This is a genomic window from Pseudoduganella aquatica (genome assembly GCF_009857595.1).
GTDB lineage: Bacteria > Pseudomonadota > Gammaproteobacteria > Burkholderiales > Burkholderiaceae_D > Rugamonas > Rugamonas aquatica_A.
Genome location: NZ_WWCU01000041.1, coordinates 1 through 13,748 on the forward strand (window position 1 = coordinate 1; position 13,748 = coordinate 13,748).

A 13,748-nucleotide genomic window follows, 5' to 3' on the forward strand; every position below is an offset into this window, starting at 1 on the left:
GCCTGCCGGTGCGGAGCCGGGCGCCCCGCCGTCCATGCCGGCTGAACCGGCGCCGGAACCGCCGGCCGAGCCGGCCGAGCCCGCCGAGCCGCCGCCGCGGCCAGACGACACCAAGCCGGATCCCGATCCGCCGCCCGAACAGCAGCGATAAAACACCAGCCCGGATGCCCACGCAGACCGGGCTTTTTATTTACTGAAATATTGCTGTGCAACATAGTAAATATACTTGCATAAATTTCTTTATTGACGGAAATTAAATATAATCAAAAGAACAATGGTTTTGCCGTGTTTATGCTATATTGGTTTTCGCAGTCCCGAACTCTTTGGTTAGCTCATCAACCAATAAAATCAACTTTTTAAGGATAACCTATGAAATTGAAACTTATTGTTGCGAGCTTATTAGCCGCAGCTTCCCTGGGCGCCTCGGCGGCGGATCAACTGGTCATTCTGGATGATAACCCGCTGGCAAACAACTTCTTCCAATCCGTCAAATCCCCGGTCGATGATGTACTGTCCGGCGGCTCCGACGTAATCACTTTTGGCGGCCTGGCACCAGGCCTGTACGAGATCGTCGTGACGATCAGCGGCCAAAACCTGACCTTCGACGGCACCCTGTCGAACCTGAACGGCACCACCGGCAGCGTCTTCAGCGATGGCAAGCTGCGCTTCTTCGGCGTTGAACACAGCGGCGCCGCTCCATTCGTGCTGAGCTTGTTCGGCACGGGTGCTGCGGGCGCGAAATACAGCGGCGAAGTGAGCGTGACGGCGGTACCGGAACCAGCCACCTACGGCATGCTGATCGGCGGCCTGGGTATCCTGGCTTTCCTGGCTCGCCGTAAACAAGACTCTGACGCCTGAGGCGGGAACCAGCATTAAAAAACCCGCTCGCGAGCGGGTTTTGTTTTTTGGAATTACTTTGCGCGGCGCTTGAAGTCGCGGAAGCGGAAGCCCATTGCATATAATGCGAGGAAATAAATTGCCGCGCAAATAGTTATTATCAGAAATAATGTTCCAGCACGCAAGAATGGATGGTGGCCCATTGCCAGCCAGTCGACTTTTGCTGCACCGAACCATGCGGCCGCGCCCATCAGCCCCACCGCTACCAAGAGTTTCAAATAGAATTTCCCCCAGCCAGCTTTCGGCTGATAGACGCCGCGCTGGCGCAGGCCCCGGTACAGGAATGCCGCGTTGATGCAGGCCCCGAGTCCGATTGAAAGCGCCAGTCCCGCCACGGCGATGTAGGGAACAAACAACAGGTTCATCAGCTGCGTGGCGATCAGCACGCCGACCGCGATTTTCACCGGCGTGCGGATATCTTGCTTGGCGTAAAACGCCGGCGCCAGCGTTTTCACGAGGATGATGCCGATCAGGCCGGCGCTATAGGCCACCAGCGGCTGGGCCGACATGGTGGCCGCTTCGGCGGTGAATTTACCGTAGTGGAACAGGGTGCTGATCAGCGGCACCGCCAGCGCGGCCATGCCCACCGCCGCCGGCAGCGCCAGCAGGAAGGTCAGGCGCAGGCCCCAGTCCAGCAGGTCTGAATACTCCTCGTGGTCGGCGTCCGCATTGGCCTTGGCCAGGCTCGGCAGCAATATGGTGCCCAGCGCCACGCCCAGCATGGCGGTGGGGAATTCCATCAGGCGGTCGGCATAGGACAGCCAGGAGATGCTGCCCTCGGCCAGGCGCGAGGCGATGCTGGTGTTGATCATCAGGCTGATCTGCGCAGCCGACACGGCGAACACGGCCGGCCCCATCTTCTTCAGCACGCGGCGCACGCCGCCGTCGCGCAGGCCCACCAAGGGGTTCAGATACAGGCGCGGCAGCATGCCGATGCGTATCAGCGCCGGGACCTGGATCGCCACCTGCAAAATGCCGCCCACGAACACGGCGATGGCCATGGCGTAGATGGGCTGCTTTAAATAGGGCGCCAGGAACAGCGAGGCGGCGATAAAGCTCAGGTTCAGCAGCACCGGCGTGACGGCGGGGATTTTGAACTGGCGCCAGGTGTTCAATATGCCGCCGGCCAGCGCCACGAAGGACATGAAGGCGATATAGGGGAACATCAGCCGCGTCATCCAGACCGAGGCGTCGAAGGCTTCCGGCGTGGCGCGCAGGCCGGTGGCGATCAGGTAGACGAACAGCGGGGCGCCTATAATACCGATCGCGCTGACCAGCACCGTGGCCCACACCAAGGTGGTGGCCACATGGTCGGCCAGCTCCTTGCTGGCTTCCTGGCCGTGCTGGTTCTTGTACTCGGCCAGTATCGGCACGAAGGCCTGCGAGAACGCGCCTTCGGCAAACAGCCGGCGCAGCAGGTTGGGAATGCGGAAGGCGACGACGAAGGCGTCCGTGTAGGCGCCGGCGCCAAAGGCGCGCGCGAACAGGCTTTCGCGCAGCAGGCCGGTCACGCGGGACAGCATCGTCATGCTGGAGATGGCAGCGAGGGTTTTGAGCAGGTTCATGGGCGGCGATTATAGCGGGCGCATCCGCCGCACAGCATGAAGGGACCGTGAAATCGCCGTGAATTCGCTGCAAAAAGAGCAATTTGCGGCGCGCGCGGCGTTTTGGGAATTGCTCTACCGCCAAAAGCCCGCTATAATTTAAGGCTGTACAGATTTCAGTATCGCAGACACTAATGTTTTGCCAGCGTCCCTTGGCTTACATGGTTAGGCAGACAGACTGAACAAACACCTGTTTGGCAAACGCTATTGTTTGCAAACGAACTTTGACAACGATTAGGAACTACCATGGCAAATACCGCACAAGCGCGCAAACGCGCTCGTCAAGCAGTCAAGCAAAACGCTCACAACTCGTCGCAGCGTTCGACCCTGCGCACCGCTATCAAGGCAGTGCGTAAAGCGATCCAGGGCGGCGACAAAGCTGCTGCTACCGCAATCTTCCAGGCATCCGTGTCGACCATCGACAGCATCGCCGACAAGAAGATCATCCACAAAAACAAGGCAGCTCGCCATAAGAGCCGTCTGGCCGCTGCCCTGAAAGCACTGGCAGCCTAATTCCGCTGGCGGCGCTTGCGCCGCCGCGTAGTTGAGCAGGATGCAAAAACCCGCATGGCGCAAGCCATAGCGGGTTTTTGTACGTTGCGCGCCCGCAGGCGCGGCGCATTACTTGGATGCGGCCGATGCTGCGGAGGCGGCCGAAGCGGCAGCCGAAGCCGATGCTTTTTTGTGTTTTTTCGCTTTGGGCGCGGAAGCGGAGGCCGATGCAGGTGCCGAAGCTGCAGGAGCGGACGCCATGGCCGATGCCGACGCCGAAGCGGGGGCTGCGGGAGCTGCGGCAAAAGCGGATGCGGCGAACAGGGATGCAACCAGAGCGGCGATAAGTTTGGACATGGCGATTTCCTTTAGCGGTTGGTGGAAAACACGGGATTCAAATGAATTTGCTTCACGAATCTGTTTCCTTAACGCATAGAAAAATCGCCAGTTGACATACGGCACATCAAATCGCGCAACTATTTTTGTTGCGCTGCATTAAGAAGGGCGGCTTTTCAGGGTGTGACGCCGGTGCCGCAGGTGCAGCATGGGCAGCCTCAGCGCGGCCGCAGATCCTTGGGCGACACTTCCATCCACTCGCCCGGCATCAGCGGATGGCTGGCCAGCGAGATGCCGCCGATGGCGCTGCGCACCAGGCGCAGCGTGGGGTGGCCGATGGCCGCCGTCATGCGCCGCACTTGGCGGTTCTTGCCTTCCTGCAGGGTGATGGCCAGCCAGGCCGTGGGCGCGTCGGCGCGGCTGCGGATGGGCGGATTGCGCGGCCACAGCCAGCCCGGCTCGGCAATGCGCACCGCCTGGCAGGGCTTGGTGGTGAAGTCGCCCAGGTCGAGCGGCGCCTGCAGGCGCGCCAGCGCGTCCGCGTCCGGCACGCCTTCCACCTGCACCAGGTAGACCTTGGCCTCCTTGCGGTCCGGGTGGGCGATCTCGTGCTGCAGCTTGCCGTCGTCGGTGAGCAGCAGCAGGCCTTCGCTGTCGGCGTCCAGCCGGCCGGCCGGATAAACATTGGGGATCTTGACATGGTCGGCCAGCGTTTCGCGGCCGTCCTGCGGCGAAAACTGGCACAATACCTGGAAGGGCTTATTGAATAAGATGAGCGGCATAGACGAATTGTACCGTGGCGCCCGGCAAAATACTGGTGCATAATGTGAAACACACGTCTTATGTCTTATAGAAGACTCGACCACACCACCCGGAGATCACGATGTTTCAACATATCAAAGTTCCCGCTGACGGCCAGAAGATCACCGTCAACGCCGATTTTTCCCTGAACGTGCCTGACTGCCCCATCATTCCTTACATTGAAGGCGACGGTACCGGCGTGGACATCAGCCCGGTCATGATCAAGGTGGTGGACGCGGCCGTGGCCAAGGCCTACGGCGGCAAGCGCAAGATCAGCTGGATGGAGATCTACGCGGGCGAGAAGTCGACCACCGTGTACGGCCCGGACGTGTGGCTGCCGGAAGAAACGCTGCAGGTGCTGAAGGACTATGTGGTCTCCATCAAGGGCCCGCTGACCACGCCGGTGGGCGGCGGCATCCGCTCGCTCAACGTGGCGCTGCGCCAGGAGCTGGACCTGTACGTCTGCCTGCGCCCGGTGCGCTACTTCAAGGGCGTGCCGTCGCCGGTGCGCGAGCCGGAGAAGACCGACATGGTGATCTTCCGCGAGAACTCGGAAGACATCTACGCCGGTATTGAATACCAGCAGGGTTCGGAAGGCGTGAAAAAGCTGATCGATTTCCTGGTCAAGGAAATGGGCGTGAAGAAGATCCGCTTCCCGGAAACCTCGGGCATCGGCATCAAGCCGGTATCGATCGAGGGCACCGAGCGCCTGGTGCGCAAGGCCATCCAGTACGCCATCGACAATGACAAGCCCTCCGTGACCATAGTCCACAAGGGCAACATCATGAAGTACACCGAAGGCGGCTTCCGCGACTGGGCCTACGCGCTGGCGCAGAAGGAATTCGGCGCCCAGCTGATCGACGGTGGCCCGTGGTGCAAGTTCAAGAATCCGAAGACCGGCCGCGAGATCACCATCAAGGACTCGATCGCCGACGCCTTCCTGCAGCAGATCCTGCTGCGCCCGGCGGAATACAGCGTGATCGCCACGCTGAACCTGAACGGCGACTACATCTCCGACGCGCTGGCCGCGCAAGTGGGCGGCATCGGCATCGCGCCGGGCGCCAACCTGTCGGACTCGGTGGCCATGTTCGAAGCCACCCACGGCACCGCGCCCAAGTACGCCGGCAAGGATTACGTGAACCCGGGTTCGCTGATCCTGTCGGCCGAAATGATGCTGCGCCACATGGGCTGGACCGAAGCGGCCGACCTGATCATCTCGTCCACCGAAAAATCCATCGCCTCGAAGAAAGTCACCTACGACTTCGCGCGCCTGATGGAAGGCGCAACCCAAGTCTCGTGCTCAGGGTTCGGCGATGTGATGATCGATAACATGTAATTTGCAAGCCAGTGCGGCATCGCTGCCACGCTGGTTTGCATGGCCCCGCACTGTTCGCCAGTGCGGGGCCTTTTTCATTGGTGTATGCTGATGCTCTCAGACAACAAAGGAATCCACATGCAGTGTCCATTTTGCGGCGAGGGCGCCCTGGTGCACCAGACCAAGGATATGCCTTACACCTACGAAGGCAAATCGACCGTGATCCCGGCCGTCACGGGGGACTTTTGCGGCGCCTGCGGGGAGTGCGTGTTCACCGACAAGGAAAGCAAGCGCATCGGCGACGCCATGCTGGCTTTCAACCGGCTAGTGAATAGCGGCGCTTAATAAACAGGCAATTTAGTTTCAATTATGTAATTTAAATGTATAATGGGAAAAATCAATTTCCCAAATACAAGGCTCCCATGTTCCGTTCCGTGTTGTTCCTGGCCTTCGCCAGTGCTTTCGCCACCAGCGCCCACGCCAACCTGATACAGAACGGCAGCTTCTCCAACTCCAGCGTTGCCTATGGCAGCGCGCTGTACGCCAATGGTTTTACGCAGACTGTGGTATCGGCCCCCGGCTGGACCTTCAGCAACGGCAGCGGCATCATCGACCACGCGTGGGACAGCATGGCGAGCCAGGGCACGGTGGCCTTCCTGCAGAACTATAGCCCTTTGCACTGGGCCGATCCCATCCTGTCGCAAGCGTTCAGTTCGTCCGCCAGCAGCTTCCAGGTGAGCTTCCAGTTGTCGCAGCGCGGCGGCAACTACGAAAGCGTGAACGTCAAGCTGGACGGCAAGGCGCTGGCGCCGACGCTGCAGCCGGTGGGATCGGAATGGACCTCGTACACTTTTAATATTGCAGGCCTGACGGGCGGCACGCACACGCTGAGCTTCAATGGCATCAACCTGTCCAACGCAAGCGATTCGACGCTGTTCATCGACAACGTGAGCGTGCTGGCGACCACCGTGCCGGAACCGGCCAGCGCAGCCTTGCTGCTGACCGGCCTGGGCCTGGCCGGCCTGATCCGCCGCCGCCGTGCAAAGTGAACCCGACTCCAGCCAGCCTGTGCTTGGCGGCGAGGGTGACTGAGGTTATTTGCACTGGAAGCTGAATTTTCCAGTGCGTAACTCGTCTGTCGCCGTGCATAGCTTCGCTGGAGGAGGGACGTCCAGCCTCAGGTAACGCTCAGTACGGGCGTACAAGCAATCCACTTGATACCTGTAGGATGGCGCATCCGCATTGACTGGCCAAGTCTGGTGGATCTTCGCGTTCGATTTGCGCTCATCGGATGGCGCCATGATCGGAAGGCTGCTTGTCGCGTCTGCCGCCTGGCCCGCCGGGAAACATAGAACGCGAACAGACTCCAGGCGGCTTGCTGGAATTCCCCATTTCGCGGGTGCACTGGCCGGGCAAGAGACCTGTTGCGCAAACCCTTGTTCCGCCGCCGCAGCCATTGCTGCCGTCATAAGCAATCGGCAGGTGATGTTCATTCGATCACCGAATAGAGTTCCGGTCGTTGCGCTACGCCGGCTGCGGGGAGGCCGAGCCGACGCACTGCCCATTTCCGACGACCGTCTTTTGATCGGCATAGGCACGTCAGCAACGCCGCGCCGGGTTGTACGCAGGGCAGGAACGAAAAAAAACCCCACGATTGCGGGGTTTCTCACTTCCGGACAGCTAACGCTTAGGTCGACTGGATGTTGGAAGCTTGCTTGCCTTTAGGGCCTTGGGTGACTTCGAACTGAACTTTTTGACCTTCTTTCAGGGTCTTGAAGCCGTTCATGTTGATCGCGGAGAAGTGTGCGAACAAATCCTCGCCGCCATCATCAGGAGTGATGAAGCCAAAGCCTTTGGAGTCATTGAACCACTTAACGGTACCAGTTGCCATAAAAAAAACTTTCAATAAAAACGAATCACACGAGCCATAAAAGCAAGAAGCTTCCTGCCCCCTCCTCGACGCCTCACTTCTTATCAACATGTACATTTCTGCACAAGTCGATATGGCATTGTTGGCGGAACAATTTTTAATGTCAAGCGCTTTCGGCGCGCTGTTGGTATTTTTCTTGCAACAGCAACATTGCTCAACAAAAAAGCAACTCTTGATTTTTCGGCGGTGGCCGCCATCTGCGCCAAGTCGGGAAAACGCGTAAGATGGAATACATGTGGATTTACCTCCATAAAGCACGTTGCAACAACACCGAAAGCATTAGAATATAAGCGTATGGCAACCAAGCATGACACCGAACAGCTGCTGGAACGGCAGACGCTAAAACCGCCTCCCCTGTACCAGGTGGCGTTGCTGAATGACGACTACACCCCGATGGAATTTGTCGTGGCCGTGATTCAGGAGTACTTCAACAAGGACCGTGAGACGGCCACCCAGATCATGCTCAGCGTGCACCGCTACGGCAAGGGCGTGTGCGGCGTCTTCTCGAAGGATATCGCGAGTACCAAAGTGGAGTTTGTATTAACGCATGCACGCAAGGCAGGCCACCCCCTGCAGTGTGTGATGGAGGAAGTATGATTGCGCAGGAACTGGAAGTAAGTTTGCACATGGCGTTTGTCGAAGCACGGCAGGCACGGCATGAATTCATCACGGTAGAGCATCTGCTGCTGGCGTTGCTGGACAACCCGTCTGCGGCCGAAGTGCTGCGTGCGTGCGCCGTCAACATCGAGGATTTGCGCAAAACCCTGACCAACTTCATCGGCGACAACACGCCGACCGTGCCTGGCACGGGCGAAGTGGATACCCAGCCGACGCTGGGCTTCCAGCGGGTGATCCAGCGCGCCATCATGCACGTGCAGTCCGCTTCCAACGGCAAGAAGGAAGTCACCGGCGCCAACGTGCTGGTGGCCATCTTCGGCGAGAAGGATTCGCACGCGGTCTACTACCTGCATCAGCAGGGCGTGACCCGCCTGGACGTGGTCAACTTCATTTCGCACGGCGTGCGCAAGGACCAGCAGTCGGACGCCGCCAAGGCCTCCGAAGGCGTGGAAGAGGGTGCCCCGGGCGCCGAGGGCCAGCAGAAGGAAAGCCCGCTCGACCAGTTCACGCAGAACCTGAACAAGGCCGCCGCCGACGGCAAGATCGATCCGCTGATCGGCCGCGAAGAGGAAGTGGACCGCGTGATCCAGATCCTGTGCCGCCGCCGCAAGAACAATCCGCTGCTGGTGGGCGAAGCCGGCGTGGGCAAGACCGCCATCGCCGAAGGCCTGGCTTACCGCATCACGCAGAACGACGTGCCGGAAATCCTGCAGAACGCCGTGGTCTACTCGCTGGACATGGGCGCGCTGCTGGCCGGCACCAAGTACCGCGGCGACTTCGAGCAGCGCCTGAAGGCCGTGCTCAAGCAGCTCAAGGATAACCCGAACGGCATCCTGTTCATCGACGAGATCCACACCATCATTGGTGCGGGGTCGGCCTCGGGCGGCACGCTGGACGCGTCCAACCTGCTGAAACCAGCCTTGGCCAACGGCCAGCTGAAATGCGTGGGCGCGACCACCTACACGGAATTCCGTGGCGTGTTCGAGAAGGACCACGCGCTGAGCCGCCGCTTCCAGAAAGTGGACGTGAACGAGCCTACCGTCGAACAGACCGTGCAGATCCTGCGCGGCCTGAAGTCGCGCTTCGAGGAACACCACGGCGTGAAGTACTCCGCGTCCGCGCTGTCCACCGCAGCCGAACTGGCGGCCCGCTTCATCAACGACCGCCACCTGCCGGACAAGGCCATCGACGTGATCGACGAAGCCGGCGCAGCGCAGCGCATCCTGCCGAAGTCCAAGCAGAAGAAAACCATCGGCAAGACCGAGATCGAGGAGATCATCTCCAAGATCGCGCGCATCCCGCCGCAGACCGTCAACCAGGACGACCGCAGCAAGCTGCAAACCATCGACCGCGACCTGCGCAACGTGGTGTTCGGCCAGGATCCTGCCATCGACGCGCTGTCGTCCGCCATCAAGATGGCGCGCGCCGGCCTGGGCAAGACCGACAAGCCGATCGGCTCCTTCCTGTTCTCCGGTCCCACCGGCGTGGGCAAGACCGAGGTGGCCAAGCAGCTCGCCTTCATCCTGGGCATTGAGCTGATCCGCTTCGACATGTCCGAATACATGGAGCGCCACGCCGTGTCGCGCCTGATCGGCGCGCCGCCGGGCTACGTTGGTTTCGACCAGGGCGGCCTGCTGACCGAAGCGATCACCAAGAAGCCGCACGCGGTGCTGCTGCTGGACGAGATCGAGAAAGCGCATCCGGACATCTTCAACATCCTGCTGCAGGTGATGGACCATGGCACGCTGACCGACAACAACGGACGCAAGGCCGACTTCCGCAACGTGATCATCATCATGACCACGAACGCGGGCGCCGAGAGCCTGCAGAAGACGTCGATCGGCTTCACCACCACCAAGCAGGCGGGCGACGAGATGGCCGACATCAAGCGCATGTTCACGCCTGAGTTCCGCAACCGTATCGACGCCACCATCAGCTTCCGCGCGCTGGACGAGGAAATCATCCTGCGCGTGGTGGACAAGTTCCTGATGCAGCTGGAAGAGCAGCTGCACGAGAAGAAAGTGGAAGCCGTGTTCACCGAGGCGCTGCGCAAGTTCCTCGGCAAGAAAGGCTTCGACCCGCTGATGGGCGCGCGCCCTATGTCGCGCCTGATCCAGGACATGATACGCAAGGCGCTGGCCGACGAGCTGCTGTTCGGCCGCCTGGTGTCCGGTGGCCGCGTGACGGTGGATCTGGACGAGAAAGACCAGGTCAAGCTGGAGTTCCCCGAGTCGGACGCGGCGCCCAGCCAGCCGCCCGAAACGGTGGAAGTCGAGTAAAAACCAAACCCGCCTCCGAGGCGGGTTTTTTATTTCGTAGGGCGGGTTAGCGCGAGCGCGTAACCCGCCGCATCAGCGCCGCCAGCGGCCCCGGCTGTTCCAGCGGTATCAAATGCCCCGAGTCCTCAACCACCTCCAGCACCGCACCCGGGATGCCGTCGCGCAGCTCCACCGCCTGGTCCGGCGAACGCAACTGGTCCTGCGCCGCAGCGACCACCAAGGTAGGGCATGCAATCTCCCCCAGCCGTTCCAGATCGCCGCGCTCCAGCAGCGACTGGCGCAAAAACACATCCCGCCCCAGCCGCTCGCCCATGGCGCGCACGCGCGCAATCAGCCCGGCGTTGCCCGCCAGGCCAGGATGCAGCGAAGTGACGATGGCGCCCTTGCTCAGCCCCCTGAACGGCCCCGGCGGCGTCGCCAGTGCCGCCTTCGCGCGCTGCTCACGCGTTGCCTGCGAGTCCCGGCGCGCGGACGTCGCGATCAAGATCAGCGACGCCACGCGCTGCGGCGCCAGCCGCGCCATTTCCCGCGCAATGTAGCCGCCCATGGAGAATCCGGCCAGCGCAAAGCGAGGCGGACACGCGTCCAGCACATGGCGCGCCATTTCCTCCACCGTGCCGCCTTCGCGCAGACTGCCGTGGATAATGGGATAGTCCGCGTCCAACAGCGGCAGCACCTCATCCCACAGGGTTTCGTCCAGCATATAGCCGGGTATCAGAACAAGAGGGGTCATAAGTCGGCAAGGGTTCTGAATTGCGCGGCACGGCGGCGCGAGACTTCCACCGCCGGGCCGTCTTGCAGCGCCAGATCCAGGCCGCCTGCATCGTTGGGCGCCACGCTGCGCACCAGGTCCAGGTTGACGATGTGGCGGCGGCTGGCGCGGAAGAAGCGCTGCGGGTCGAGCTTTTCCTCCAGCTCCTTCAGCGTGCGCAGCATCAGCGGCTGCTGGCTGCCGAAGTACACCCGTGTGTAATTCCCTTCGGACTCGAACAGGCGGATGTCATGCAGGCCGATGAACCAGCAGCGTTCGCCGTCCTTGATGAAGAGTTTTTGCGGCGCTGGGCGGGGCAGGGCGCCAGTGGCAGGCTGGCGCCGCTGCGCCGCGCGGGCCAGTGCCGCAGCCATGCGCACGGGCTGGATCGGCTTCTGCAGGTAATCCAGCGCGTTCACTTCAAAAGCCTGCAGCGCGTAGTGGTCAAAGGCCGTGGTGAAGATCACGTCCGGCACGCTGTCGAGCGAGGCCAGCAGATCAAAGCCGCTACCGCCCGGCATTTGCACGTCGAGCAGCAGCAGGTCCGGCTGCAGGGCGGCGATCTGCGTCAGCGCATCCGCCGCGCTGGCCGCCTCGCCGACGATTTCCATGTCCGGGTGCGCCGCCAGCAGGCGCCGCAGCTCGGCGCGCGCCAGGCGCTCGTCGTCCACCAGCAGCACCCGCATCAGGCAGCCTCCGGCAAGGTCAGCGTGGCGCGCACCCAGCCGCCGGTTTCCGCCAGCTCCAGGCTGGCCTCCGGTCCCACCGCCAGCTTGAGCCGCTTGCGCGCATTGTTCAGTCCCACCTGCGTGGAGCTGCTGAACTGCCGCAGCGCGCCCGTGTTGGCAATCTCGATGCGCACGCCGCCTGCATCGCGCCGCGCGCTGATGGTGATGTCGCTGCCTGTGACGCTGCTCTCCACGCCATATTTCACCGCGTTTTCCACCAGCGTTTGCAGCGCCATCGGCGGCACCTGCACCGTCTCCGTACCCGCCTCGATATGCAGGCTGGCGCGCAGCCGCTCCTCGAAGCGGATCTGCTCGATCGCCAGGTAGGCTTGCACCGCCTCCAGCTCCGCCGCCAGCGGCACCGTGCTGCTCTGTCCGGACTGCAGCGCATAGCGCATCAGGCTCGCCAGCTGGTCTATCATCTGCGCCGCCGCGTCGTGGTCCTCGTAGATCAGGCCGCGCACGCTGTTCAGGCTATTGAAGAAGAAATGCGGATTGACCTGCGCCTGCAAGGCGCGCAGCTCCGCGTCCTTGGCGCTTATCTCCAGCCGCAGCGCCTCCGCTTCGAAGCGCGCCGCGCGGCCGATGGCTTTCACCATCAGATAGAAGCCGGTCCAGCTGGCGAACACCAGCGTCCAGAAGATGAGCGCCATCGGCAGGAAGCCGAAGCTGTCGAACCGCGCGTCCTGCAGCAGCACCAGGCCCAGCACCACGCTGGCGGCCTGCAGCGGCGGCAGCGCCAGTGCCGGCACGGCCCACATCTGCCAGCGCAAGCGCGGCGTGTGCCAGCCCTTGCGCTTGAACAGACTGCGCCATCCATGCGACAGCAGAAGGCCGCTGGCGGCGGTCCACACCGTGGTGAGCGCCACGCCGTCCAGCTGCAGCGCGGAGCGGTACATGGCCAGCATGAACATCAGGATGCCGAACCAGCCGCCTAGCTGCAGTATCCAGTACCAATGCAGGCGGGCGAGCCAGGGGCGGGTGGAATGGTCCATTGCGCTTATTTCAGAAATTGGTCGATGCGAGCATACATCCAATCAGGATCGTCGTACATGATGAAATGGCGCGCCGTGTCGGCCAGTTCGACCTGCACGCCCGGCAGTTGCTGGTACTGGCTTTTGAACATGGCTTCCACCGCGCTGCGTGGCAGGAAGCTCTTGTACGCGGCCCAGCTGCCCAGCACCAGCGTGGGCGCCTGGATGCGCGCCAGTTCCTGCCGCAAGTCTTGCGACAGCATCTGATAAATCGAGGTGGCCATGGTCTTGCGGTCCGACTGCAGGCTCCAGCCGGCCACGCGTTCGGCATCCGCTTCACCGCTGACCAATGTGCCGGCGGTGCGGCGCTGCTGCGCGGCGAAGGAGGCCGGGTCGGTGCCGAGCAGGCGGTCGCGCATCTGCGCCGCCATGGCCTCCAGCTGCTCGGAAGTCACGTTCGGCAGCTGGGTGGCGCCCAGCGCGGGCAGGGCGTCCACCACCACCACGCGGCCCACCTGCGCCGGATGGTCGGCCGCCATCTTCAGCGCCAGGAAGCCCCCCATGCTGTGGCCGATCAGCAGCGGGCGCGCCAGTTTGTTTTCGCTGATGTAGGCGGACAGCTGCTGCTCCACCGCCGGCAGCAGCGGCGCGTCAATGGCGGGCGCGCCCGCGAAGCCGGCCAGCGTCAGCACATGGCACTGGCGGCTGGCGCAGAAGCGCTGCACAGTGCCGTCCCAGACTTCGCCGGGGGAGGCCAGGCCAGGAATCAGGATGACTGGCGCGCCGGCGCCCGTTACCTTGACGTTGAAGGCGGAAGGGGCGGCTGCGGCTGCGCTGAATGCGCCGGCGAGCAGGATGCTGCAGATCAGGCGTTTGAACATGGTGTGGCTCCTGGGGTGGTTGCGATGAAAACCATGCTATCGGTGCGCCGCCTGCCCGGCCACCGCCTTTGGATGAACGGCAAAAATTGAGGATGAACGGCGCCGCAAGCTGGTGTATATTTGCCAACCAGGTATTGCCATG

Annotated in this window: 16 protein-coding genes; 8 read left to right on the plus strand and 8 right to left on the minus strand. The window is 62.0% G+C overall.

Annotated elements, in window-relative coordinates; translation table 11 throughout:
- The first annotated feature begins 369 nt into the window (after positions 1-369).
- On the plus strand, positions 370-858 hold the full coding sequence (locus GTP77_RS25020) for an FxDxF family PEP-CTERM protein (RefSeq protein ID WP_161074875.1): 489 nt from the start codon (positions 370-372) through the stop codon (positions 856-858).
- 53 nt (positions 859-911) lie between these two features.
- Here the strand turns inward: GTP77_RS25020 and murJ are convergent, their stop codons facing one another.
- Positions 912-2,462 (minus strand): murein biosynthesis integral membrane protein MurJ, encoded by a 1,551-nt coding sequence (murJ, locus tag GTP77_RS25025; RefSeq protein WP_161074876.1) that lies wholly within the window; start codon positions 2,460-2,462, stop codon positions 912-914.
- A gap of 285 nt (positions 2,463-2,747) precedes the next feature.
- On the opposite strand from murJ, the gene rpsT reads away from it, so the two are divergent.
- Positions 2,748-3,014, plus strand: coding sequence for a 30S ribosomal protein S20 (rpsT, locus tag GTP77_RS25030; RefSeq protein ID WP_161074877.1), 267 nt, complete (start codon positions 2,748-2,750; stop codon positions 3,012-3,014).
- A gap of 112 nt (positions 3,015-3,126) precedes the next feature.
- Entirely contained in the window at positions 3,127-3,429 is a 303-nt protein-coding gene (locus GTP77_RS25035; RefSeq protein WP_161074878.1) for a hypothetical protein, read from the plus strand.
- Between the two features lie 118 nt (positions 3,430-3,547).
- On the opposite strand, the gene GTP77_RS25040 is transcribed toward GTP77_RS25035, so the two are convergent.
- The gene (locus GTP77_RS25040; protein ID WP_161074879.1) at positions 3,548-4,111 is read right to left on the minus strand and encodes a pseudouridine synthase; all 564 of its coding nucleotides are present in this window, start codon (positions 4,109-4,111) and stop codon (positions 3,548-3,550) included.
- Positions 4,112-4,212: 101 nt separating this feature from the next.
- Between GTP77_RS25040 and icd the strand changes: the two genes are divergently transcribed.
- The 3 genes from icd to GTP77_RS25055 all read left to right on the plus strand — a co-directional run bounded on the left by icd (position 4,213) and on the right by GTP77_RS25055 (position 6,494).
- Positions 4,213-5,466, plus strand: a complete 1,254-nt coding sequence (icd, locus tag GTP77_RS25045) for an NADP-dependent isocitrate dehydrogenase (protein WP_161074880.1) — start codon at positions 4,213-4,215, stop codon at positions 5,464-5,466.
- A 117-nt stretch (positions 5,467-5,583) separates the two neighbouring features.
- A complete protein-coding gene (locus tag GTP77_RS25050; protein ID WP_161074881.1) occupies positions 5,584-5,790 on the plus strand; it encodes a type II toxin-antitoxin system MqsA family antitoxin in 207 nt (68 codons plus the stop codon).
- Between the two features lie 77 nt (positions 5,791-5,867).
- Positions 5,868-6,494 (plus strand): PEP-CTERM sorting domain-containing protein, encoded by a 627-nt coding sequence (locus GTP77_RS25055; protein WP_161074882.1) that lies wholly within the window; start codon positions 5,868-5,870, stop codon positions 6,492-6,494.
- A 45-nt stretch (positions 6,495-6,539) separates the two neighbouring features.
- On the opposite strand, the gene GTP77_RS31290 is transcribed toward GTP77_RS25055, so the two are convergent.
- Both GTP77_RS31290 and cspE read right to left on the minus strand, forming a co-directional pair.
- Positions 6,540-7,037 carry an STY0301 family protein gene (locus GTP77_RS31290; RefSeq protein ID WP_371869397.1) on the minus strand — a complete coding sequence of 166 codons (498 nt, stop codon included), beginning with the start codon at positions 7,035-7,037 and terminating at the stop codon, positions 6,540-6,542.
- Between the two features lie 95 nt (positions 7,038-7,132).
- Positions 7,133-7,336, minus strand: coding sequence for a transcription antiterminator/RNA stability regulator CspE (cspE, locus tag GTP77_RS25060; protein WP_019921881.1), 204 nt, complete (start codon positions 7,334-7,336; stop codon positions 7,133-7,135).
- A gap of 333 nt (positions 7,337-7,669) precedes the next feature.
- Here cspE and clpS point away from each other — a divergent pair, with 333 nt between their 5' ends.
- On the plus strand, positions 7,670-7,972 hold the full coding sequence (gene clpS / locus GTP77_RS25065) for an ATP-dependent Clp protease adapter ClpS (protein ID WP_161074917.1): 303 nt from the start codon (positions 7,670-7,672) through the stop codon (positions 7,970-7,972).
- Positions 7,969-10,272, plus strand: coding sequence for an ATP-dependent Clp protease ATP-binding subunit ClpA (clpA, locus tag GTP77_RS25070; RefSeq protein WP_161074883.1), 2,304 nt, complete (start codon positions 7,969-7,971; stop codon positions 10,270-10,272). The genes clpS and clpA overlap by 4 nt, the downstream gene beginning before the upstream one ends.
- A 46-nt stretch (positions 10,273-10,318) precedes the next feature.
- On the opposite strand, the gene GTP77_RS25075 is transcribed toward clpA, so the two are convergent.
- From GTP77_RS25075 to GTP77_RS25090, 4 genes are read right to left on the minus strand one after another with little or no spacing between them, the layout of a single operon-like run.
- Entirely contained in the window at positions 10,319-11,005 is a 687-nt protein-coding gene (locus tag GTP77_RS25075) for an alpha/beta fold hydrolase (RefSeq protein WP_161074884.1), read from the minus strand.
- Complete coding sequence (locus GTP77_RS25080; protein WP_161074885.1) at positions 11,002-11,709, minus strand: LytR/AlgR family response regulator transcription factor; 708 nt, start codon at positions 11,707-11,709, stop codon at positions 11,002-11,004. Before GTP77_RS25080 ends, GTP77_RS25075 begins: the two co-directional genes overlap by 4 nt.
- A complete protein-coding gene (locus GTP77_RS25085) occupies positions 11,709-12,746 on the minus strand; it encodes a sensor histidine kinase (protein ID WP_161074886.1) in 1,038 nt (345 codons plus the stop codon). Before GTP77_RS25085 ends, GTP77_RS25080 begins: the two co-directional genes overlap by 1 nt.
- Positions 12,747-12,751: 5 nt before the next feature.
- The gene (locus GTP77_RS25090) at positions 12,752-13,606 is read right to left on the minus strand and encodes an alpha/beta fold hydrolase (protein ID WP_161074887.1); all 855 of its coding nucleotides are present in this window, start codon (positions 13,604-13,606) and stop codon (positions 12,752-12,754) included.
- Positions 13,607-13,748 lie beyond the last annotated feature (142 nt).